This window comes from Sphingobacterium endophyticum (assembly GCF_009733535.1).
Taxonomy (GTDB): domain Bacteria; phylum Bacteroidota; class Bacteroidia; order Sphingobacteriales; family Sphingobacteriaceae; genus Sphingobacterium; species Sphingobacterium endophyticum.
Genome location: NZ_SMMI01000004.1, coordinates 21,457 through 46,038, shown reverse-complemented (window position 1 = coordinate 46,038; position 24,582 = coordinate 21,457). Strand labels below are relative to the sequence as shown.

Here is a 24,582-nt window from a genome sequence, read left to right as displayed (position 1 = left end):
CCGTTGTTTATAGCTTATGCATAAACAACGGCTTTTTTTAATGATTTAATTTTCGGGGAAACAGGGCATAAACTTAGCCAGTTTGGGTTTGCTTTACGGATCAAGCGTTCTTTAACGATTCTACCCATCTGAGATAATTCATTCATTCTATTTTGGGCATCAGCAAGAGTAGGGAAAGATTCCAGCAAAACAATTCTGTTCAACATAGCGAAAGAAAACAATGCAGGTTCGTTTGAATTTTGATAATCATTAAAGATTGAATTTAAGTCTTGGCTTATTCCAGTTTGTAGGAATCTTCTATTAGAATCAGTTGCGATGTAAGTATAGTAAATGTTCATTTTATTCTTGTTTTAGCTAAATTATTTGGTAATTTGCGAATGTTTTGCTAATTTTATTGGTACAATTATACTAATAAATTTAGTAAATCAAAAAATATTTAAAAAAATAAAATGTCTAATATCTCATCAAATCTCAAGTATCTTCGTAAGAAGAAAGGACTTACACAGCAGCAATTTGCTGATTTAATGGAAATTAAGCGAGCTTCAGTTGGGGCGTATGAGGAGGATCGTGCAGAGCCGAAGTATGAGTTACTAAAAAAAATAGCTGAGTTCTATGATTTAAGTATGGATGAGTTGGCAAATGATGAGATAGATGACAAGTGGAAGCCAACTCCGAAGAGTAATGCTTCGAATCTGCGAGTATTAAGCGTAACTGTTGATTCCAATGATCGTGAGAATATAGAATTAGTTCCAGTAAAAGCGAGTGCAGGCTATTTAAATGGGTATGCGGATCCAGAATATGTAAGTGAGCTTCCAAAATTTTCTTTACCAATGTTTAATCAGGGTACTTTTAGGGCCTTTGAGATTAAGGGTGATTCCATGTTGCCATTGGCTTCAGGATCTTTGATTATATCAGAATATGTTGAAAATTGGCATGATATAAAGCCTGGGCAAACCTATATAGTTGTTTCCTCAAATGACGGAGTTGTCTATAAGCGAATTGGCCAGAAATTTAAGGAGGACAAGGGGTTGAAGTTAGTTTCTGATAATAAAACCTATGAGCCATATTGGGTTCCTGCCTCAGAGATCCTTGAGGTTTGGAAAGCGAAAGCATTTGTGAGCACAGAGCTTCCGGAGCCAAATGCTGAGCCTACCTTAGAAGCCTTGTCTACGATGATGGCCCAAATGCAGAAGACCATAAATTCAGTAGTTGATAAAAATTAGGTATCCATAAATGGTTTGTAAATAAAAAAATATTTTTGTACCTTTGTACTATCTGAAAGGAAGGGGGCATGGTATGCCCCCTTTTTTAATTCATTTATTAAATTATGCGGGTTGAAAATCGAGTTATCGAATTAGTTGAAGAAAAAATTGCGGATAGGCCGGATTTATTTATAGTAAGTGTTCGGTTTTTGAAGAATGGGGTTTTAGAAATACTATTGGATGGGGACCAGGGTATCGCGATAGAAGATTGTGTGCAGGTTAGTCGTCATGTAGGATACCATTTAGAGGAAGAGAATGTGATTGATACGGCATATCGTTTAGAAGTTTCATCACCAGGTATTGATTCTGCGTTAGTTCTTCCAAGACAATTTGAGAAGAACATTGGTCGGGATGTACAGGTTAAGATGTTAGATGGGACAAAAAAGGAGGGTCAGTTATTGTCGATTACAGGTTCAACCGTTAGCATTGAAGAGAAAGTAAAAGAAAAAGGAAAGAAGGCTGTTTTGGTACAGACGGAAATTCCATTAGATCAAATAAAGGAAACAAAGGTGTTAATTTCATTTAAATAAGAATGAGTACTAATATAAACTTGATAGACTCGTTTCAGGAGTTCAAGGACTTTAAGAATATCGATCGTCCCACAGTTATTACGGTTTTAGAGGAGGTTTTCCGCAGTATGATCCGTAAGCGATTTGGAACTGATGAGAACGTAGACGTAATTGTAAACCCGGATAATGGGGATTTAGAGATTTGGCGTACACGTGTTGTTATGGAAGATGGTTTTTCTGAGGATGATGATTTAGAAATTGAATTGGAAGAGGCTCATAAGTATGATGCGGACTTAGAAGTTGGAGACGATTACATTGAGCAGATAACTTTAGAGAGTTTTGGGCGGAGAGCAATTTTAGCTGCCCGTCAGACTTTGGTTTCTAAGATTCTCGAGCTAGAGAAGGACGAAGTTTTCAAGAAGTATAAGGATCGTGAGGGAGAATTAGTAATAGGAGAGGTTTATCAGATTTGGAAGAAAGAGATATTGGTATTGGATGAGGATGGGAATGAATTGATACTTCCGAAGAATGAGCAGATACCTGCAGATTATTTCAAGAAGGGTGATAGCATTCGTGCTGTTGTAGACAAGGTTGATATGATGAATAATAATCCGAAGATTATTATATCACGTACGGCTCCAGAATTTTTGCAAAGGTTATTTGAGTTGGAGGTTCCGGAGATATTTGACGGATTGATAACGATTAAGAAAATTGTTCGTGAACCGGGGGAGCGTGCGAAGGTTGCTGTAGAATCGTACGATGATCGTATTGATCCTGTTGGAGCTTGTGTAGGTATGAAGGGTTCACGTATTCATGGTATTGTTCGTGAATTGCGTAATGAGAATATTGACGTAATTAACTTTACGACGAATCATTCATTATATATTACACGAGCATTAAGTCCAGCACGTATTACCTCGATTAAGATTGATGAGGAGAACAAGACAGCTGCGGTTTATTTAAAGCCGGACCAGGTATCGTTAGCGATAGGTCGGGGCGGTCATAATATAAAATTAGCTGGTAAATTAACTGGTTATGAGATTGATGTTTACCGTGAGAGCGGGGAAGAAGAGGAGGATGTAGACATTGAAGAATTTGCAGACGAAATCGACGGATGGATAATCGACGAGTTTAAGCGCGTTGGTTTAGATACAGCAAGGTCTGTATTGGCATTATCCGAAGAGGAGCTTGTAAGGCGTACAGATTTAGAGGAAGATACCATTCGTGAAATCGTACGTATTTTACAAGCGGAATTCGAATAGTAAAACATTCGGGTTTGAGGGTTTAACAATTTATAATAAATTGTTAAATCCTTGTAAAAAAACATATTTTTGTAGTACGAAATTATATTTAGAAGATAGTAGATGACAGAAGGTAAAAGTATAAACTTGCTTAAAGCTGCGAAGGAGCTCAACATTGGAATAGGCACAGCTGTAGAATATTTGGTTAAGAAAGGGTTTGATGTAGACTCTAAGCCAAGTTCAAAGTTGAGTCCAGAGATGTATGGGGTTCTTTTGAAAGAATTTCAGGGTGATAAGATTGTTAAAGACGAGGCTAAACAAATAGTTATCGGCAAGATTCGCCGTGAAGAAGGTCCAGCCACAGGCACAGGAAGCTCAAGCCCTGAATCTACTGAAGAAAAAGAAAATCCTACTGAGGTTAAAGAGATTTTAATTAAGAATGCTTCTACGGATTCGACAGCAGTAGTTGAAGAGCCGAAGAAGGAAGAAGGGGGATCGTCACCATTAAAAGTAGTTGGAAAGATAGACTTAGAGAGTTTAAAGAGGGGGAAACCAGCGGCAAAAGTTGAGGAGAAAGTAGAGAAGAAAGAAGAGCCAGCGGCCAAGGTTGAGGTTAAGAAGGAGGAAGTTCCAGTTGCGAAACCAGTAGAGGAGCCAAAGAAAGAAGAAACTCCGAAATTTGAGGAGAAGAAGGCAGTTGTAGAAGAGGCTGTAAAACCAGCAGCAACTGAACCTACAAAACCAGCTGAACCTGAAATTAAGCCAGCAGTAAGTGCTCAGGCTACAGCAGAGGAGAAGACTGAGAAAGTTGAGAAATCAGAAAAGATTGAAAAACAACCTGTAGAGGTGAAAAAAAATATAGAAGTAGAAAAGCCTGCTGTGAAAGCAGAACCAGCTGACGAAGTTATACGTGCTCGTTCAGAAACCTTAAGTGGACCAAAAGTAATTGGTAAGATTCAATTACCAGTTTCCAAGCCACACAAACCAGTTGCTTCATCATCGAACAATGCTGGTGGGAACCAAGATAATAAGCGTAAGCGTAAGCGTACGAATAAGCCAAATTCTCCACATGGAGGTCCAGGTCAAGGGCAAGGACATCATCAAGGAGGCCAAGGTCAGCATCAAGGAGGTCATGGACAGGGCCAAGGCCAGGGTCAAGGTCAAGGCCAGCAAGGAAATAGGCAAGATGGGGGGAATCGTCCTCCACATCAGGGGGGAAATAGGCCAAACCGTGGGAATCATCCTAACAATGATCGTCACGGGAATAATAGAGGTCGTAATGATAGGAACAGAAAACCAGATACACCAAAAGAGGAGCCAACAGAGAAGGAGATCCAAGATCAAATCAAGGCAACTTTAGCACGTTTAAGTGGTGCGGGTAAATCTGGGAAGTTTGCGCAACGAGCTAAATTACGTCGTCAGAAGCGAGATGATGTAGCCTTGTCGGCAGAAGAGGCGGCAATGGAACAAGAGGCACAATCAAGGATTTTGCGTGTTACGGAATTCGTTACGGCAAATGAATTGGCAAATTTAATGGATGTTCCAGTTACACAGGTTATTGCTACCTGTATGAGTTTAGGGATGTTTGTTTCGATCAATCAGCGTTTAGATGCAGAGACGTTAGCGATTGTTGCGGATGAGTTTGGTTTTCAAATAGAATTCATTAAGCCTGAGGATGAGGAGACTACTGAGTTAGAGGAGGCTGATAATGAAACACGTTTGGTTCCGAGAGCTCCAATTGTTACGGTAATGGGACACGTAGACCATGGTAAGACATCCTTACTGGACTATATCCGTAAGGCTAATGTAACTAAAGGAGAAGCAGGGGGTATTACCCAGCACATTGGTGCGTATGCGGTACAACTAGATGGTGGTAAGAAAATTACGTTTTTAGATACTCCAGGTCACGAGGCATTTACGGCGATGCGTGCGCGAGGAGCTCAAGTTACGGATATCGTTATTATCGTAATTGCAGCGGATGATGCGGTTATGCCTCAGACAAAAGAGGCGATAAACCATGCAATGGCAGCAGGAGTTCCAATCGTATTTGCATTTACGAAAGTAGATAAGCCAGGAGCGAATGCTGATAAAATTCGTGAGCAATTATCGATTATGAACATTTTAGTTGAAGACTGGGGTGGTAAATATCAAGCTCAAGAGATATCGGCAAAAACTGGTGAGAATGTTGATCTGTTATTAGAGAAAGTATTATTAGAAGCGGAATTATTAGAATTACATGCGGACCCTAAGAAGCGAGCTGTAGGATCAGTAATTGAAGCTGCATTAGATAAGGGTAGAGGTATCGTAACTACAGTGTTAGTTCAAGGAGGTACATTGAAGATTGGGGATCCAATTCTTGCGGGATCTTATTCAGGAAAGGTAAAGGCCTTGACGAATGAAAGGGGTGAGCGCGTAAAAGAGGCAGGTCCATCGATGCCAGTTCAGATCTTAGGTATGTCTGGTGCACCAACTGCAGGAGATAAACTTTATGTAATGGAGAGTGAGTCAGAAGCTCGTCAAGTTGCAAATAAGCGTTTACAATTACAACGTGAACAAGGAATGCGTGCTACCAAGCACATTACCTTGGATGAAATTGGTAGACGTCTTGCGATTGGAAACTTTAAAGAACTTAATATCATTGTTAAAGGGGATGTTGATGGTTCAATTGAAGCGTTATCCGATTCCTTATTGAAATTATCAACTGATGAGATTCAAGTTAATATTATCCATAAATCTGTTGGTGCGATTTCAGAGTCTGATGTTTTATTGGCATCGGCTTCAGATGCAATCATCATTGGTTTCCAAGTACGTCCTACACAAAATGCTCGTAAATTAGCTGAGAACGAACAGATTGACATTAGATTATATTCAATCATTTACGATGCAATTGAAGAGATTAAATCGGCGATGGAAGGGATGTTGGCACCAAAACTTGAGGAGAAAATTGTTGCTGAGGTTGAGATCCGTGAAGTATTTAAGATTTCGAAAGTTGGATCTATTGCCGGATGTATGGTATTGGATGGTAAGATCAACCGCAATAATGAAATTCGCATTATTAGAGATGGTGTAGTTATTCATACAGGTAAATTAGCATCATTGAAACGATTTAAAGATGACGTTAAGGAAGTTTCTCAAGGATATGAGTGTGGATTGAGTATAGAAAGATTTAACGATATTCAAGAAAAAGATATTGTTGAAGCGTTCGAACAAGTAGAAGTAAAACGTAAACTTTAATTTGGTTTACTCGGAAATAATATGAGGTTTAGTCATTGGCTAAACCTCTTTTTTTTATCAAAAAATGAGATAAGTCATCGACTCTTTCTATTTGACAAATCTCTTTCAAGATGGTATCTTTAGCGCTATGTATACATTTAGGATTTCAGAAATAATTAAACAGCCTAATCATAATATTTCAATTCGATTTGAGGATAAAAGCAATAGTTTTCCGGTTTATAAAGCTGGACAATTTTTAACCTTATCCTTTGAATTTGGGGATCGCGAGGTTAGACGTTCCTATTCATTTTCAAGTTCACCAGATGTCAATGAACCATATGAGATAACAGTTAAGCGGGTTGACAATGGTGAAATTTCTAGATTATTACATCATAGGACAGCGGTTGGAGAAGAAATTCAAGTGATGGACCCACAGGGACTTTTCACTTATGAGCCGAATGATGAGCATAAGAATACCATTTTCCTGTTTGGTGCAGGGGTTGGCGTAACACCACTATACAGCATTTTAAAGTCAGCATTAGTTGGAGAAAAAAACAGTAAAGTTGTTTTAGTTTATAGTAATAGTTCCAAAGAACAGACTATATTTTATGAAGACCTTATTAAATGGCAAGAGGAATTTCCAGATCGATTGCATATTGAATTTATATGGTCGAATGCTAAGAATTTATTGAAGGCAAGGTTAAATAGGGATTATATTATTAGCTTAGTTAATTCTGAGCTGAATGGTTCAAAGGATGCAGTATTTTATACATGTGGTCCATTGTTTTATATGGACTTAGTAAGATTTACTTTACTAGGAATGGGTTTTCCTGAAGAGTCGATAAAAAGGGAAACCTTTCATTTTCCAGAAGAGGAAGAAGATGAGGATGAGAAGGAGGAGGAAGCGGTAGATGAAACAAGTTATGATATCGTACTTAAGTTTCAAGGAGATGAATATCCTTTGACCATTCCATATAATAAAACCATATTAGATGTTGGATTAGAAAACAAATTGAAACTTCCATATTCTTGTAAATCGGGTATGTGCAGTACTTGCATATCTCAAGTAACTAATGGATCGGTTAGGATGGATTATAATGAAGTATTAACGGACCGGGAAGTTGAAAATGGTAGGTGCCTGATTTGTACGTCACATCCCTTAGAAAATGGAACCACTGTAGAGGTATTTTAAGCGCATGAAAAGATATTTACTGATTTTAATATTAATTTTTGTTTCTATTGTAGGGAACGGACAGGACACATACAAGATTACGTACCATTATTTTAGGGATGGGGCGATGATTAAACAAGATCCTGTTGTAGTTTATGCTAGTGAAGGCCGCTCCTTTATTACTAAAGAAAGCATGATCTCGGGGAGTCCTAGATATCCATTAGAAGTTTCAAGCTTTGATTATGTTCATAAATTAGTTTACCGTATTTCCTATTTATCAGATTCCAGAATAATTCAAGCAGTTGATAGTAATACCCTAAATCGATATGAATATCAAGAAGATGGAGAAGGAAAGGAGATTTTAAAGCACAAGACCAAAAGAGCTGTTACCTCGGTAAATTCTAACAAAATAGAGTTATTATATACCAAAGATTTCAATTTAAATGCTGCTCCAAATGATTTGGGTCAAACATTGGGATTAGTATTAGAATATAGGAGAAATGGGAATTCTGGTCTAGTTGCATCGTCTATAGAAAAGGTGAAAGGATGGCCAAAGGAATTGCCTTCGATTAACAAGACTAATTTATTGGACGAGCTTAGTTATCGAGATCTTTTATGGAAAAGCAAGTTTATTCAGGTTCCAATATTTGAAGATGAACAGATTTGCTATCAACCAGGGATAAAATCAGATTCGATATTGAGATTTGCAGAAGGTACAGTACTATTAAAAAAAGTGAGGATTCCAGAAGTTGAGAAAGGGAGTCAGGCGTTCATTGAGTTAATTGAGAAATCAAATGGGGATGCATATGATCGTACTGGATCAGTTTTTATTATTTCCGAAGATCAGGAGATCAGCTTTTTAGATGGAATGAAAAATGGGATGGAGACTTTGCCGATGTATGTTGATTCAAGTGGGGTTAAATACCCTGGGATGGTTCGTACGGAAGGTTTTTCTCCAATTTTAGAGCTAATGAGGTTTTTTACTCCATTTGGGGTTTCTCATTTTAATGATCGTTTGACATTAAAGGGAAAAACATGGCAGGACAGTGTAATATACAGACAGGATGTTTCTGAGTTTTTATCAGTTTTATCGGGTAGGGAGGTTTATATTGGTACCTATATTGGTAATTATGATAAAGGTGGGCATAAAGTTAGCTTAGAACTAAGCATACATCCCGGGAGTTCAAATTATGCAGAAGGGATGATGATTATGCCATTATTCAACACGACCAATGTGATGGAAATGGCGGGACAAACCTATCCGACGATGTTTTCTGATGAGAGAGGGTTGGAGTTTAAGTTTACTCTTCCCGAAAATAGGAAAGGGGTTAAATTGCGCTATATCACAACAGGACATGGAGGATGGGGTAATGGGGATGAATTTGTTCCAAAAGCCAATAGTATTTTTATCGATGGTGAATTGAAAGCACAGTTTACACCATGGCGATTAGATTGCGGAAGTTATCGGTTATATAATCCAGTAAGTGGGAATTTTGATAATGGACTTTCTTCCTCCGATCTAAGTCGTTCGAATTGGTGTCCAGGGACGATTACCAATCCAGTATTTATAGAATTAGGTGATTTATCGGCAGGAGAGCATATAATACGAGTAAGAATACCACAGGGTCCAAAGGAAGGTGAGAGCACCAGTTTTTGGAATGTAAGTGGAGCATTAGTCTATCAATAGAGAATTCAAGACTTAATTCCTACTGATTTATTTGCAAGCGGTAAATTACAGTCTAAATTTTTGTTTAATTCTTGAATGAAGTCATCTGAAAGAAACTCAGTTTCTTGATCTATTTTTTGATGAATAAAGAAATAAGCTTGATGTAATCCATCTTGTTTCCATTCTTTTAATTTATTCACCCATTGTTTGAGTCTTAATTTGTCAATTTCATGTGTCGATGATACAAAACGAATGAAAGCAATTGGGGTTGTCAATCTAAAATTCAACATATCTCTTCGAGCAGGAGTATCTACAATAATATTGGTAGTATTTGTTTCCGAAAGTAATTGTAAGTATTCCTTTAGAACATGAGGGTCATTAAACCATTCTTCATTTCTTACTTCCATTGCTAATGGATATCCTTTTGGGAATCTTTTAAGAAATCCTTGCAATCTATCGAAAGCTTTAGGTCTAAAGTTTTCTGGCATTTGGACAAATCCCAATCCCAATTTTTCCTCAAATAAAATCGTAGAGTCCACAAATGCGGCCACTTTTTCATCTGTATTGTTCAATCTTGAATAGTGGCTAATGCTATTGGTGAATTTTGGACAAAATTTAAAGTTATCCGCTGTACGGTTTTTCCAGGTCAAAACTTGCTCTTTGCTAGGAGACCTGTAAAATGTACCATTGAATTCAATTGAATTAAATTTGTTGGAATAATAAAAAAGTTCATCTTTCGTGCCACGCGGATAAAATCCCTTTAGGTCAGCTTTAGACCATTTAGGATAACCAACAAAGATTTCAAAATCCTGTTGACCTTTATGTTTATTCAAAAGATTCCTGGTTTCTTGAGGAGTTTGCGGCAAGGAAAAATCAATTGCAGTAGGATCTAATACTTTTCCGAATTTCATAATATTTATTTCGAAGAATTCAATTGCATTATTTACAGTAAAAGCCATTTCTGAAATTCAGGAATGGCTTTTCTAAAATTATACTGTTATTTATTTTAAAACATGTTTAACGCCTTTGAAAGTCATTTTGACTGGTTTTATGATTCCATTTTTATCAAAGATCATTTCATCAATACAGGTTTCTCTTTCAAAAGATTGTTCTTTGTCCAAGGGTCTTCTATGGTAAACGATATAATATTTATCCTGATTAGGTATTTTAATAACGGAATGGTGTCCAGCACCTTTTGCGACATTAGGGTCTTTTTCTAAGATAGTTCCAATTCTTTTAAATGGCCCTAGCGGGTTATCAGCAATAGCATAAGCTACTTTATAATCAGGTCCAGTCCAACCACCTTCAGACCACATAAAATAGTATTTTCCATCTTTGATAAACATTGTTGGACCTTCCACATAATTTTCAGGGGTAACTTCTTTATAGATAGTTCCATCATCAAAAGGGACAAGGCTTTTAAAGTCGTTACTTAGTTTTACAACATTACAGTGGCCCCAACCGCCGTAGAACATATAATGTTGACCATCTTTATCTCTAAAAACATATTGATCAATAGGTTGTGCACCATTTACGATATCATTAATCAATGGTTTTCCTAATAAATCTTTGTAAGGACCTTCAGGATTATCGGCAACAGCAACGCCAATTCCACCAATTTCACCTTCGTGAACATCATTAGCCGCGAAAAAGAAATAGTATTTGCCATCATTTTCAATAACACTAGGAGCCCACATAGCTTTTTCGGCCCATTTTACTTCATTATTGTCAATTATTTTAGGGTGTTTTTTCCAGTTTACTAAATCTTTAGATGAGAATGCGTCAAAATGTGTTTGTTGTTCATAAGGAGCAGAATAAGTTGGGAAGATCCAATATTCATTATTGTAGATTATTGCTTCAGGGTCAGCGTACCAACCTTTGAATACTGGATTTTGCTGAGCGTTTAAGTTAGTTGAAATCATTAAGCATAACGATGTCACAGCACCTAAAAAGTTTTTCATTTGAATATGGTTTAAGAAGTTTCAAAATAGCAAATTAGAAGTTTAAAAGCAATAAATATAAAAGGTTTTAGCTGATTGAATAGCAAAAAAGGTATAACAACTGTTATACCCTTAAGTAAAAACTATATTAACTAAACCTTATGAATTGTATTATTTTCCTGGATAAGTAACGGTTACATTGCTGATTTTCCAGCCATCTTTGCTGTTGCAAAGCGTTACGTAGTCGTATCTGTCAAAGTTTTTGAATCGAGTAGTTACTTTCACTATACTACAATCATCATTTTTTTCGACGAAAGAATAGTCTGTATCGGCATTTAATTTTACACCTTTATTATTTTTAAGATATTTTACGAGACTAGACCGATAGATAATTTCATTTTTACCATTGTTTGGCGTTGAGTATTTAAAATCTTCTGTGAAAAGATGGTCAACTAAAGCTGTTTCACCATTGTTTGTTGCATCGATGTATTGATCAATAATTGATTCTACCTTTACAAATTTTACAGGTTCAGGGAAATTTCCGGCAAATACGAATGAACTTACCAAAGTGAATACTGTTGTTGCGATTAGAGAGATTAGCGTTTTCATGATTTATATTTTTTAGTGATTGATTATGTAATTGTTTGATTCAAAGGTAGATTGAAAAGGGTATCATGAATAGAGGGAATAGGCGGGGGTAATTGAAAAGTCGGCGAATCCAATGATAAATTCGGTAAAATAAATAATGGAAAAGATTTTTCGGTGAAATTGAAGAATTAATATGCTTTTAGGGCAGGGACTATGATAAATAAAAAAGCTGCTCAATAAATAAGCAGCTTAATTGCAATTCAAGGGTAGTGTGATATTTTTTATCCGATTTTAAAGGAAGTCATTGTAAGAGCGCCAGCCACTGCGGCATCATTAAAGATTTGGAGATCTTCATTTTTATCTTGTAATGCCAATGCATAAATCATGGGCAGGTAATGTTCGGGAGTTGGAATAGCCATTTGAAATGCGGTTCCTTGATTTTGAAAATCTATCAAAGGTTTGTGATTTCTGTCAAGGATGTATTCTTTCATTTTTTCGTTAGCTTCATTTGCCCAGTCAAAGGCAAATCCCACAGTATTTAAGTGTTTCCAGGATACCATTCTTAGATTATGGACATTATTTCCAGATCCAATAATCAGCACACCTTTTTTTCTTAGGGCACTTAATTCTTTCGCTAAGGCATAATGATCAGCTGGAGCCATACTATAATCGATACTCATTTGAATAATTGGTACATCGGCATTAGGATAGAGGTGTTTAACTACTGACCAAGCGCCATGGTCGAGTCCCCATTTATCATCAAGATGTACATCTTTACTTGAGACCAATTGTTTGACGGCGGTTGCAAGTTCAGGAGAGCCAGGAGCAGGGTATTGCACATCGAATAGTTCTTGAGGGAAACCGCCAAAATCATGTATTGTAGTTGGGTTTTCCATCGCGGTAACAAAAGTTCCTTTAGTTTCCCAATGGGCCGAAATAACCAATATTGCTGTTGGTTTTTCTATTTCTTTACTTACGTTTTTAAATCCTTGCACAAATTCATTGTCTTCAATAGCATTCATAGGACTACCGTGACCAAGGAATAGGACGGGCATATTGTTCGTACTATTAAGTCCGTCAATAAATTTATTAATTGCGTTCAATTTTACTGCTGCACCAGCTAGAGGTAATGTTGCGGCCGCTGCTAAAAATTGTTTTCTTGTCATATCATCCATTATAAATTCCTTTCCAATTTATAATACAAATATCGACAGAAAGAGAATTGAGGTGGTATGAAAATCTGGAAGAAAGATATAGGAATTAGGAAATCAATTTATTCATTTCAATTCGGAAATCAGAAGGTGTTATTCCGGATTTCTTTTTGAAGACACTTGTAAAATAGGCTTTATCTGTATATCCTAATTCGAAACCTATTTCAGAAATTGTTTTATTAGTTTTTAGGAGTAGATTTTTGGCTTCGGTAAGTTTTCTAGTTTCAATAATTTCAGAAACGGATTGTTGAAGGATGCTTTGGGTGATTGAATTAAGGTTTCTTGCACTCATAAATAATTTTTCAGCGTAATAATTTACACCTTCAGGTCTTTTGAAGTTATCTTCAAGGATATTAAGAAAGTTTTTAAAGGTAATATCTTGATTTTTGTAAAGGTTTAAATGGTCAGGGTTCACTTTTTTACGTTCAGATTCGATCATTGCAAATAAAGTATTCAACAATTCTCTCACGACAGCTAATTCAGGTTTATCCTGTTTCATTTCATCGTTGATAATTTGGCATATTTGATTGATACGATCAAAACAACGATCTTTTTTAAGGTTAATATTTGCGGCATCATGGTAGTATCCATAAAGATTAAATGTTGTTTCAGGGATAAATTCACTTTTAAATCGGATAACCCAAAAATCACATTCACCATTTTCAAGCATTGGAAGGACGCGATGTATTTTTCCTCTGCTAACAAAACAAATAAATGGGGCAGAATAGGATTCAGTTTTGAAGTCTATAAAATGTTCAATTTTTCCTTTTATCCCAATAATAAGTTCCTCGAATTGGTGGTTATGAGGTTCGTTAATTTGAGATTGAATATAAAGAGCTTCTTTGTTATCAACTTTGTATATTTTGAAAAGGTTTTCCATTGTTGGATTATTATGTTAATCTGCTATTTCATTCAGAATTTTATTAAAAATATGCAAGATTGATGATTTGTTTTGATATTTTTTTAAAAATTGAAATCAAATGAAATTAAAACATGATGAAAAAGGTGTTTTGAGGTTTGAAACGTTGTTTTTTACCTTTAAAATCAATAAAAACACAAAAAATATGTGTTTTTATTGATTTATAATTGTTTTTGTACTGGTATTTTTATTAAAAACATATATAAATCATGTTTTTTATGAATAAAAATCAAAAATATTTCATTTTTATTTTGATAAATATAATAAAAATGTATTTTTGCTATATAAAAAATAGACAAATATGGTTTTATCAGGCAAAAAATCTTATATCCCATTAGTTTTTATGGGAATTCTTGTAATAATATCGCTATTATTTACAAAATCACCTCAAATTCATTCAGGTTCTGAGTATAATTATGCAGATGTTGCATGGATGTTGACTTCGACTGCATTGGTTTTAATTATGACGCCGGGATTAGCATATTTTTATGGTGGAATGGTTAAAAAGAAGAATGTAATTTCAACGATGTTGCAGAGTTTTATCTGTATGGCTGTAGTTGCAGTTTTGTGGGTTGTATTTGGATTTAGTTTAGTATTTGGAGAATCAGTTGGTGGAATCATAGGGAATCCAAGCACCTATTTTATGTTTAATAATGTATTAGAGCGAGGACCATGGGATGGGGCACCGACAATTCCATTTGCATTATTTGCAATTTATCAGTTAAAATTTGCGATAATTACTCCAGCACTAATTACAGGAGCATTTGCAGAGCGGATTCGATTTACATCCTATGTGTTATTTATATGTTTATTTTTTGTATTTATATATGCACCATTAGCACATGCAACCTGGCATCCGGACGGTGTATTGTTTAAGATGGGGGTTTTAGATTTTGCGGGAGGCACAGTTGTGCATATGTCGGCTGGCCTGACGGCACTAGCCTCAGCGCTTTACCTCAAGAAGGGCAAGGATATGCATAGTCATACACCAGCACGAATTACCTATGTATTATTAGGTACAGGTCTATTATGGTTTGGCTGGATAGGATTTAATGCTGGGTCTGCATTTTCAGCTTCGGAATTAGCGGCTACAGCTTTAATTACAACCTCAACTGCATCAGGAGCTGCTGCATTAACCTATATCTTCTTTGATGCTTCAAAAGGAGTTAAGCCATCAGCTATGGGAGTCTGCATAGGCGCAGTTGTCGGATTGGTTGCTATTACACCCGCTGCGGGCTTTGTCACCGTTGGACATTCACTAGTTATCGGGGCAGTAGCTGCAATAATTAGTAGAGTTGTCATAGCGTGGAGAACTCGATCAAGGATCGATGATACCTTGGATGTATTTCCGAGCCATGGAGTAGGCGGTATGGTTGGTATGATCTTAACTGGAGTTTTTGCTACAAGCACTATAAATTCAGTTGTTGTTGATAATGGCTTATTTTATGGAGAATGGAAATTATTTTCAGCTCATATCATAGGGTTGATTGGGGCAACGATATTTATTCTGATTGTAGCATTTATTTTATTGAAATTAACAGATTTAGTGAGCCCATTACGAGTGTCAGAGGCGGAAGAAGAAGTAGGATTGGACATTTCACAGCATGGGGAAAAACTTTGACCTTTATTAACTCCTTAATAACCTAAATTATGCCTGGCTTTTAACCGAGAGCCAGGTTTTTTTATTTCATAAAAACTTTTTAGGGCTTAAGATGGTTTACTATATAAATCAACGTGCCAAGCATATGAATAAGATAAAATTATTAGTTTCAGGAATTTTTGCCATGGGATTAATTACTATGATAAGTTGTACGAATAATAGCGACAATAAAGAAACCGATGCTGAAGAGCTACCCAATCCACAAGAGGGAGGGGACCAAGAGCGCTATAATATTAATGCACCAGATGAAGAAGTGATTAAGCTTGATTCGACTGCTGCAGATACAACAATAACACCTCCAGCCCAATAATCACATTCTTTTATATTTTTGTTAGTCAAAAGCCTGTTTTTTTCCAGATTCAGGCTTTTTTAATTTAGTATTATTATGGAGTTTTAGTATATTTACGAAAATATCGTAGTATGATTCGAATCTTTCTTTTTATAGTAGCTATTCTAATATCAAATCAAATAATTGCTCAGCACATTATTGAGGGAAGGGTTATCAATTCAGATGATCGTAGTCCAATCTTTGGTGCATCCATCTATATTAATAATTCGTCATTAGGCACAAGTTCGAATAAGGAAGGATATTTTAAAATAAATTCGCCTAATCGTATTGTTGAATTAGTTGTCAGTAATATGGGTTTTGACAAACGTGTTTTAGAGATTCAATTACCACTGGAGCATGAGTTGGTCATAGGGATAAAAGAAAAATCTACAGCTATTGAGGAGGTTGTTGTCAGAAATTACCTAAAGGATGGATGGAAGGAATGGGGCAGTTTTTTTATTGAGAATTTAATTGGAGTAGGAGATTTTGCAGATGACTGTAAAATTCTGAATCATGAGGTTGTTAAATTTCGATTTGATAAGAAGGCTAATGTTTTAACAGCTATTTGTACAGAACCGCTCAAGATATTAAACAAGGCATTGGGATATGAATTAACATACGATTTAGGTAGTTTTAGGATGGAATTCGGGACTAGGATGTTTTTTTTCGAGGGTTATGCGTTTTTTAAGGATATAGGGAAAGGGCGATCAAAGTTTAAAAAAAACAGGCAAGTATCCTATCTATTATCGATGAATAGATTTGTTAGTAGCACCTATCATAATCAATGGGAAAAGGATGGATATGTTGTTAGGAAATTGGTTAAAAAGGACAATGAGGTACGAATAGAAGCAAGGCAAAAACATAAGGCAATAATGGATACGATTCAAAAGAAATATCATGGAAATTGGAATTTATTTTATGCCTCGCAAAAGGAGATCACTGTCGATAAAATGAACAGCCTTCAGAAGCAGATGTCACAACCGGAAAAGATCAGTTATTTAATGGGGATTATGAAGCCAGAAGAAATTATCGTTGAAGAAGATAATTCAAAGAATTTAAAGAGGCTGAATTATTCTGATTATCTATATATTATTTATCCGGCATATTTTTCAGAATCCAAGAATAAAATATTACAAAGAGCAGCTACACAAGATTCGGAGCTTTTCATAGTTGGAAATGAAGGGATAATAATAGAGTCGCAGGGAGGATATTTTCCTACTGCAAATTGGATTTTAAGTGGTTATGCGGTTGGTTATTCAAAGTTGGCCTATCTACTGCCGTTGGATTATATTCCTTCAGAATAAAAAGGGAGAAATCCTTTATGGTTCATATAATTCTATTAATTTTATTGGTACTAAAGTTAAACAATGGGAATAAGGTGCCATTAAATAAATTGATATGATTATCCTTGGCTGTATTTTAGCGATTATTGTCGGCATAACATTAGGATTAATAGGAAGCGGGGGAACCATATTAACGGTACCGATATTAGTTTATATTATGGGAGTAGATCCCGTTTTGTCCACCACCTATTCATTATTTGCCATCGGTGTTACTTCGTTAATTGGAGCAATCCGTGGAATAGTGAAAAAGGAGGCGGACCTTCCTAAGGTTTTAAGTTTTGGGATTCCCTCCCTAATTGTTGTATTTATTACCAGGTTATTTATATTACCGTTAGTTCCGGAAGTTATACAAATAGCAGGTTATAGTTTTCATCAAAATGTCCTTTTGATGATATTATTTTCATTTGTGATGGTTGCTTCTTCATTAAGTATGATAATAAGTGCTAGGCATAATTTGGAAATTCCCGCTGAAAATGTAAGAATCCCAATTGAGATTGTTGTTTTACAAGGAGCCATTGTCGGTCTCATTACAGGATTAGTAGGTGCAGGTGGAGGTTTCTTGATTATACCAGCATTGGTTAATTTCTACAGGCTTCCCATGCGCCGAGCAGTTGCAACTTCCTTGATAATTATTTCCATAAACTCGTTTTTTGGTGTCATGGGTGACATAGAGAAATTTGAAATCTTTGATTGGAATTTATTGCTATTGTACACAGGCGGAACGGTTTTGGGAATATTTATAGGATTTTATTTTGCGGAAAAAATTCCGAACAAGATACTGAAAATAGGTTTTGGATATATGATCTTATTTGTTGGTCTTTATATTCTTATAAAAGAGACCCTGATAAGGTGATTAATAATAAGACTGATTTCGTATTGGCATTAAAAGAATAATATAAATAAAATTTTGTTTACAAATACTAAATAATGTAAACAATTCATTATAAACCTGTATATTGTATTCCGGAAATGGAGAATTCCTATTTGGAAATTCACTAAGGTCAACTAAACTATTCAAGATGATAATCAATAAACCACATTGGGTTATATTACTTGCCCTAAGTAGCACATTATTAAATTTTTCAACAGGTTTTTCGCAGTCAAAACCAGGGCTGTCGGAGACATTTGTAGAGCTAGCAGATCCAACTGGAGATGTTAATTCAGATTGGTCGAAAGTTGGTTCAGGCTTACAAAGTTCCTTTGTAACAGTTGATAAACGCTTTGCAAAATCCTTGGCACCAGAAATTGAAAAACAGAATAGGGTTCTTATTAAGGGATGGAAAGGAGAAAAGCTATCTGCTCAGGTTCTGTTATGGTCAAAGACTGATGTAGAGGATGTAGAGGTTCATATTTCGGACTTTGTTTCAAAAGATAAGTCGAAGATTTTAAGTTCTTCAACGAAAGCTAGGTTTGTCAGGTACGTAATGACAGATGAGTTTGCAGGAGGATGTGGTCATCGGAAACCTGAGGATTTTGCCTCGTCATTATCAGCAGATATGCTTGACAATTTGACATCATTTAATATTTCGGGAAAAACAGCACGACCAGTATGGATAAGTGTTGATATACCTTCCGAAGCGAAATCTGGGAATTATATAGGTGAAATCCTCATAAGTGGGAAAGGACAAAAAACAGAGAAGTTAGCATTAGAGGTTGAAGTGATCAATCAAATTCTTCCAAAATCCTCAGAATGGACCTATCATTTAGATCAATGGCAACATCCATCCTCAGTTGCTCGGGTTGAAGGATTGGCAATGTGGAGTGATGCCCATTTTGCAGCGATGAAGCCAGTAATGAAGCTATTGGCGGATGCGGGTCAAAAGGTTATTACCACTACACTTAATAAAGATCCTTGGAATGTTCAGACTTATGATCCATATGCCGATATGATTAGTTGGACTAAAAATACGGATGGAAGTTGGACGTATGACTATAAGGTTTTTGATAAATGGGTGGATTTTATGATGGATTTAGGGGTTGAGGATATGATTAATTGTTATTCAATAATTCCATGGAATAATGAAATACATTATAAAGATGCGTCCAATAATTCCATGGTTAATGTAGTTGCAAAACCTGGCACTCCGATTTTTGAAGATCTATGGACCCCATTTTTAAAGGATTTTGTAAAGCATCTTGATTCCAAAGGCTGGTTAGAAAAAACGAACATAGCTATGGATGAGCGAGAACGAGAGCAAATGGATGCAGCAATTGCCTTACTAGAGAAAGTTGCTCCAAAAATTGGTATTTCGTATGCGGACAATCAGAAAACCTATCAGCGATTTCCAAATTCAGAGGATATCAGTATTTCAGTAGGTCATCCATATTCCAAGGAGGATATTATTTCCCGGAAGGAGAGAGGATTAAATAGTACATTTTATATCTGTTGTTCAGATGGGTTTCCAAATCAGTTTACATTTTCAGAACCGGCAGAATCGACCTATTTAGGTTGGTATGCATTAGCCACAGGCTTTGATGGGATGTTGAGATGGGCTTATAATTCATGGGTTGAAAACCCATTACAAGATTCCAGGTTCAGGACATGGCCAGCAGGAGATACTTACATAGTTTATCCTAAAGGAAGGTCATCGATTCGATATGAAAGAATGCTTGAAGGAATTCAAGATTATGAAAAGGCAAGGATTGTCATAAAAGCATTAAAGGAAAAGAAAGATCAGAAAAATTTAGACCTGTTTCAATCCGCTATTCACAAAATGGAAGCCAACCAAAGATTTGAAGGTTGGAATGAAGATTTGAATGAAGCTAAAGAATTACTTAACAATATTTCAAAAACTCTTTAAAAAAGAGGTTATTAACAAATTTTGGGCAGATCAAATTGACGTCTGCCCTTTTTTATAAAAAGACATATGAGAATCAATCCTAAACTAATCCTAATTACATTATTCACTATTTCCATCAGCCAATTTTGTTTAGCGCAAGGAGGAAAGCCGAAGGTAGATTGGTTAATCCAGCCTAAGGGATTCGAGGCAACAATTAAAGAGAACGGTTCAGACATTTTATTAACAAATGGTTTAATTGAACGAGCATTTAAAAAGGCAGATAATCTAGTTTGTTATGATTATCGAAATCTTAGCAATGGTCAGCAATTGATCAGATCTGTGGAGCCGGAGGCCTATGTTAATATAAATGGGAAAGAATATGAAGTAGGCGGGCTAAAAGGACAGAAGGAAAAGGCTTATTTACTAAACGAATGGTTGTCTGATTTTAAAGCCAATCCAGAGGCATTTACTTTTAGAGCTTCAAAAATAGTGCCTTTAGAGGCTTCAATACAAGACAGAGGTCCGTTCTGGTCAGGTTCAAAGGAATCGGCAGGAGGAAAGGGTTTGATTTTGGAATTCATTCATTCGGATCTGAAAGGCATCGTCATAGAGGTTCATTATGAAATTTATGATGGATTACCAGTTTTACGAAAATGGGTAGAGGTAGTTAATGATAGTGGAAGAGAAATACAAGTTAATCGAGTTGTCAATGAGGTGCTTTCATTAGTAGAAGGGGAGTCTGCAGTTGTTGGGAGCAAGGAAGATATGTTAAAGCAGTCTGGGATTTATTTTGAGACGAATTATGCATTTAACAATGCTATGAAATACAGGCTTTCAGATCAAACTTTACATTGGGAGACAGATTCTACATATACATCCCAAGTAAATTATTATTTAACGACTCCGGCGAAAGCATTGGTTTACCCTAAGGATGTTTCAAAGATAAACATCTCCCCAAAAGGGAGATTTACCTCAGTGAAAACCTTTGAGCTATTACATGATAGTGAAGATCATGAAAGGCGAGGGTTGGCGATTCGGAAAATGTACAGAAAGTTGACACCATGGACGAATGCCAATCCAATATTTATGCATTTAGTGAGCAAAAACAGGGAAGAGGTAATTACAGCGATAGATCAATGTGCAGCAACTGGTTATGAGGCGGTAATTTTGAGTTTTGGGAGTCATTTAAGGATGGAGTTGAACACGGCGGAAAACCATAAGGAATGGAAATCATTAGCAGACTATGCAAAATCTAAGGGTATAAAATTAGGGGGATATACCTTATTTAGTTCAAGGACAATTAATGCAGAAACGGATGTAATTAATCCAAGAACGGGAAAGCCAGGAGGGGCATTTTTTGGTAATGCACCTTGTTTTGGTAGTCAATGGGGTTTGGATTATGCCAAAGCGATTAAGGATTTTTTCAGGAATACAGGATTTAGTATTTTGGAAATGGACGGTCCCTATCCAGGAGATGTCTGTGCATCACATGATCATCCAGGGCATGAAGGTTTAGAGGATTCACAATGGGCACAAATGGAAATTCAGAAATCGATTTTTCATGAATTAAATAAAATGGGAGTATACATCAATGCACCAGATTGGTACTTTTTAGATGGGACTAATAAAATTGCGTTAGGCTATAGGGAGGTTAATTTTTCATTAAGTAGAGATCAGCAGAAGATTTTAAATCGCCAGAATATATATGATGGTACATGGGAGAAAACACCCTCGATGGGTTGGGGTTTTGTTCCCTTGACGGCTTATCATGGAGGAGGAGCGGATGCGGTTTTGGAGCCATTAAATGATCACCTTGAAGATTATAAGCAATTGATGATGCAGTATTATGGTTCAGGAATTCAAGCATGTTATCGTGGGCCGAGACTATACGATACGGAAAGAACAAAGTCTACTGTAATTGAAGTTATAGATTGGTATAAAAAATATAGAGATATTTTGAATCAAGATATTATACATCTAAGAAGAGCAGATGGACGGGATTGGGATGGAATATTACATGTAGATCCATCTGGAAAAGAAAAAGGATTAGGAATGATTTATAATCCTACTGATAAGGAGATGAATATTACGATTGAATTGCCTGTTTATTACACAGGATTAAGCGATGAGGTAAATATTTCATTTGAGGAAAAGAATAGTTTGAAATATGAGATAACTAGGGATTATAAAATAAATCTTCCCGTCAAGATTCCTGCGAACGGGTATACATGGTTTACCTTAAAATAATTAAAGAAGGTGATTCTATTTTGGAGTCACCTTTTTTTATGACTATATGGAAGCTTTTTATTGGATATAAATTAGTTTTATAAATATAATTTGAAGAATGTTTTAGATATATTTGATGATAACATTATCGATTTAGTAGCTTATAAACCCATTTTAAATTAAATAAGATTCTTTGAAAATGATAAATAATAAATATAAGAAGTTAGCTGGTATTTTTATGGTAATCCTATTACCTGTGATAGGGTTTTCTCAACAAACAAATTTAAGTCAATATGTTAAGCCATTAATTGGTACAGCAAAGATGGGGCATACATTTCCTGGCGCCACAGTTCCGTTTGGGTCTATACAATTAAGTCCTGAAACAGATACGATTCCATATGCAGTTAATGGAAAATATACCGGCGATGTTTATAAATATTGTGCAGGATATCAATATGATGATCCGACGATAGTAGGATTTAGCCATACACATTTTTCAGGAACAGGTCATTCTGATTTAGGGGATATTCTAGTGATGCCAACCCAAGGGAAAGTTCAACTAAACCCAGGGACGAAGGACCATCCGGAGAATGGATATCGATCTAAATATAGTCATGATAATGAGATTTCGGAGGCGAATTACTATAGCGTTAAGCTTGATAAGCATAATATTAAGGCAGAACTAACGACTAGTACGCGAGTTGGAATGCATCGATATACATTTCCTTCATCAGACCAATCGCATTTAATTTTAGATCTTACCTCTGGGATTTATAATTATGAGGGAAAGAATGTTTGGACGTTTGTGAGAGTACTAAATGATTCAACGATAACTGGATATCGTCAAACCAATGGATGGGCAAGAACAAGGACAGTTTACTTTGCGATTAAGACGTCTAAACCATTTAAGAATTATGGGGCAAAATATTTAGATAAGGATGTTCAGTATAAAGGATTTTGGAGGAAATTTGATCAAGAGAATAATTTTCCAGAATTGGCTGCTCATAACATTAAGATGCATTTAGATTTTGATACCAAAGAAGGCGAGCAAATTGGTTTGAAAGTGGCATTAAGTCCAGTTAGTATGAAAAATGCATTATCAAATATGGAGGTTGAGACAGCGGATTGGAACTTTGATAGGATTGTTTCCAAAGGGAAAGAGGATTGGAATAAGGAATTAAATAAGTTTAAAGTAGAAATGCTGAACAAGGAAGACTTAGTTAATTTTTATACTTCTGTTTATCATGCTAATTTAATGCCCACGGTTTATATGGATTTAAATGGGGAATATAAAGGTTTAGATCAGGAAGTTCATGTAGCAGATGGATTTACGAACTACACTTCATTTTCATTATGGGATACATTTCGAGCCTTTCATCCATGGTTAAACTTAGTTTCTCCACAAAGGAATTCAGATATGGTTTCATCGATGATGGCCCACCATAGTCAATCTGTTTTAGGGATGTTGCCAATATGGTCACATTATGCAAATGAGAATTGGTGTATGAGTGGATATCATTCAGTATCTGTAGTTGTAGATGCTATCATGAAGGGTGTTTATAAAGGTGATGCAGAAGCTGCATTATCTGCATGTGTTGAGACGGCCAATTCACGGAGATATGAAGGAATAGGAGATTATATTGATTTAGGTTATGTACCTGATGATAAAAATGGGACCTCAGTATCAAATACCTTAGAATATGCATATGATGATTGGTGTATAGCACAATTAGCTGAGAAACTAGGCAAAAAAGAAATTGCTGCAGAATTTACTAAGCGAGCAGGGAATTGGCGTAATCTTTATGACGAGCGTATTGGTTTTATGCGACCAAAGGATAGTCAAGGGAAATTTAGGGAGAAATTTGATGTATTAGACACTCATGGGCAAGGATTTATAGAAGGAAATACCTGGAATTACACTTTGTATGTTCCGCATCAGCCAGTAGAGTTAATGGAGACCATGGGAGGAATATCTCGTTTTGAAAACTATTTGGATTCACTATTCAGTATGCATCTACCAGACCACTATTTTGAAAATACGGAAGATATTACTAGAGAGGGTATTATTGGGAATTATGTACATGGCAATGAGCCATCTCATCATGTTGCGTATTTATATAATGTAACAAAAAGTCCATGGAAATCTCAAGCGCGTATAAGGCAAATAATCCGGAATCAATATCATAATGGACCTGCGGGTTTAGGGGGGAATGATGATTGTGGTCAGATGTCAGCTTGGTATTTATTTAGTTCACTAGGTTTTTATCCAGTTGCACCGGGAGAACCGATGTATTGGATAGGCAGTCCATTAGTAAAATCGGCTGAAATTCAATTAGAAAACGGGAAATTATTGAAGATTGTGGCAAAGAATCAGTCTGAGAAAAATGTATATGTAACTAAGGTCTTCTGGAATGGAAAAGAGGTGCTTGGATTTAAGCTTCCACATGAAGAAATAGCAGAGGGTGGAGAGCTTCAGTTTATAATGTCCTCTAAGCCTAAAAAAAGTTAGTACATAAATTTAGATT

At 36.0% G+C, this 24,582-nt stretch carries 19 protein-coding genes; 13 read left to right on the top strand and 6 right to left on the bottom strand.

Translation table 11 applies throughout. The annotated features are described in order from the left end of the window. Positions 1 to 14 precede the first annotated feature (14 nt). Entirely contained in the window at positions 15 to 338 is a 324-nt protein-coding gene (locus E0Y80_RS06020) for a GIY-YIG nuclease family protein (protein ID WP_156306704.1), read from the bottom strand. A gap of 111 nt (positions 339 to 449) precedes the next feature. Here E0Y80_RS06020 and E0Y80_RS06015 point away from each other — a divergent pair, with 111 nt between their 5' ends. From E0Y80_RS06015 to E0Y80_RS05990, 6 genes are all read left to right on the top strand, one after another. After that, positions 450 to 1,223 carry an XRE family transcriptional regulator gene (locus tag E0Y80_RS06015; RefSeq protein ID WP_156306701.1) on the top strand — a complete coding sequence of 258 codons (774 nt, stop codon included), beginning with the start codon at positions 450 to 452 and terminating at the stop codon, positions 1,221 to 1,223. A gap of 104 nt (positions 1,224 to 1,327) precedes the next feature. Beyond that, complete coding sequence (rimP, locus tag E0Y80_RS06010) at positions 1,328 to 1,792, top strand: ribosome assembly cofactor RimP (protein ID WP_156306699.1); 465 nt, start codon at positions 1,328 to 1,330, stop codon at positions 1,790 to 1,792. A 2-nt stretch (positions 1,793 to 1,794) separates the two neighbouring features. Beyond that, positions 1,795 to 3,033 carry a transcription termination factor NusA gene (gene nusA, locus E0Y80_RS06005; RefSeq protein ID WP_156306697.1) on the top strand — a complete coding sequence of 413 codons (1,239 nt, stop codon included), beginning with the start codon at positions 1,795 to 1,797 and terminating at the stop codon, positions 3,031 to 3,033. Positions 3,034 to 3,135: 102 nt separating this feature from the next. Next, positions 3,136 to 6,246 carry a translation initiation factor IF-2 gene (infB, locus tag E0Y80_RS06000; RefSeq protein WP_156306695.1) on the top strand — a complete coding sequence of 1,037 codons (3,111 nt, stop codon included), beginning with the start codon at positions 3,136 to 3,138 and terminating at the stop codon, positions 6,244 to 6,246. Between the two features lie 127 nt (positions 6,247 to 6,373). Next, positions 6,374 to 7,417, top strand: coding sequence for a ferredoxin--NADP reductase (locus tag E0Y80_RS05995; RefSeq protein WP_156306694.1), 1,044 nt, complete (start codon positions 6,374 to 6,376; stop codon positions 7,415 to 7,417). Between the two features lie 4 nt (positions 7,418 to 7,421). Beyond that, positions 7,422 to 9,083, top strand: coding sequence for a PNGase F N-terminal domain-containing protein (locus tag E0Y80_RS05990; RefSeq protein ID WP_156306692.1), 1,662 nt, complete (start codon positions 7,422 to 7,424; stop codon positions 9,081 to 9,083). 5 nt (positions 9,084 to 9,088) lie between these two features. Here E0Y80_RS05990 and E0Y80_RS05985 read toward each other — a convergent pair whose 3' ends face one another. The 5 genes from E0Y80_RS05985 to E0Y80_RS05965 form a co-directional block, all read right to left on the bottom strand. After that, a complete protein-coding gene (locus E0Y80_RS05985; protein WP_156306690.1) occupies positions 9,089 to 9,973 on the bottom strand; it encodes a DUF72 domain-containing protein in 885 nt (294 codons plus the stop codon). Between the two features lie 90 nt (positions 9,974 to 10,063). Next, a complete protein-coding gene (locus tag E0Y80_RS05980; RefSeq protein ID WP_156306688.1) occupies positions 10,064 to 11,023 on the bottom strand; it encodes a glycoside hydrolase family 43 protein in 960 nt (319 codons plus the stop codon). 150 nt (positions 11,024 to 11,173) lie between these two features. After that, complete coding sequence (locus tag E0Y80_RS05975) at positions 11,174 to 11,611, bottom strand: nuclear transport factor 2 family protein (RefSeq protein WP_156306685.1); 438 nt, start codon at positions 11,609 to 11,611, stop codon at positions 11,174 to 11,176. 260 nt (positions 11,612 to 11,871) lie between these two features. After that, a complete protein-coding gene (gene ygiD / locus E0Y80_RS05970) occupies positions 11,872 to 12,756 on the bottom strand; it encodes a 4,5-DOPA-extradiol-dioxygenase (protein ID WP_156306683.1) in 885 nt (294 codons plus the stop codon). A 94-nt stretch (positions 12,757 to 12,850) separates the two neighbouring features. Then, positions 12,851 to 13,681 (bottom strand): AraC family transcriptional regulator, encoded by an 831-nt coding sequence (locus tag E0Y80_RS05965; RefSeq protein ID WP_156306681.1) that lies wholly within the window; start codon positions 13,679 to 13,681, stop codon positions 12,851 to 12,853. A 340-nt stretch (positions 13,682 to 14,021) separates the two neighbouring features. Here E0Y80_RS05965 and E0Y80_RS05960 point away from each other — a divergent pair, with 340 nt between their 5' ends. The 7 genes from E0Y80_RS05960 (at position 14,022) to E0Y80_RS05930 (ending at position 24,566) form a co-directional block, all read left to right on the top strand. After that, on the top strand, positions 14,022 to 15,341 hold the full coding sequence (locus E0Y80_RS05960; RefSeq protein ID WP_156306679.1) for an ammonium transporter: 1,320 nt from the start codon (positions 14,022 to 14,024) through the stop codon (positions 15,339 to 15,341). Between the two features lie 124 nt (positions 15,342 to 15,465). After that, a complete protein-coding gene (locus tag E0Y80_RS05955) occupies positions 15,466 to 15,690 on the top strand; it encodes a hypothetical protein (RefSeq protein WP_156306677.1) in 225 nt (74 codons plus the stop codon). 110 nt (positions 15,691 to 15,800) lie between these two features. Continuing rightward, entirely contained in the window at positions 15,801 to 17,012 is a 1,212-nt protein-coding gene (locus E0Y80_RS05950) for a carboxypeptidase-like regulatory domain-containing protein (RefSeq protein ID WP_156306675.1), read from the top strand. 94 nt (positions 17,013 to 17,106) lie between these two features. Then, positions 17,107 to 17,904 (top strand): sulfite exporter TauE/SafE family protein, encoded by a 798-nt coding sequence (locus tag E0Y80_RS05945; RefSeq protein ID WP_156306673.1) that lies wholly within the window; start codon positions 17,107 to 17,109, stop codon positions 17,902 to 17,904. Positions 17,905 to 18,070: 166 nt separating this feature from the next. After that, positions 18,071 to 19,852, top strand: coding sequence for a DUF4091 domain-containing protein (locus tag E0Y80_RS05940; protein WP_156306671.1), 1,782 nt, complete (start codon positions 18,071 to 18,073; stop codon positions 19,850 to 19,852). 66 nt (positions 19,853 to 19,918) lie between these two features. Then, a complete protein-coding gene (locus tag E0Y80_RS05935; RefSeq protein ID WP_156306669.1) occupies positions 19,919 to 22,078 on the top strand; it encodes an alpha-galactosidase in 2,160 nt (719 codons plus the stop codon). A gap of 217 nt (positions 22,079 to 22,295) precedes the next feature. Next, positions 22,296 to 24,566, top strand: a complete 2,271-nt coding sequence (locus E0Y80_RS05930) for a GH92 family glycosyl hydrolase (protein WP_394350227.1) — start codon at positions 22,296 to 22,298, stop codon at positions 24,564 to 24,566. Positions 24,567 to 24,582: the final 16 nt, after the last annotated feature.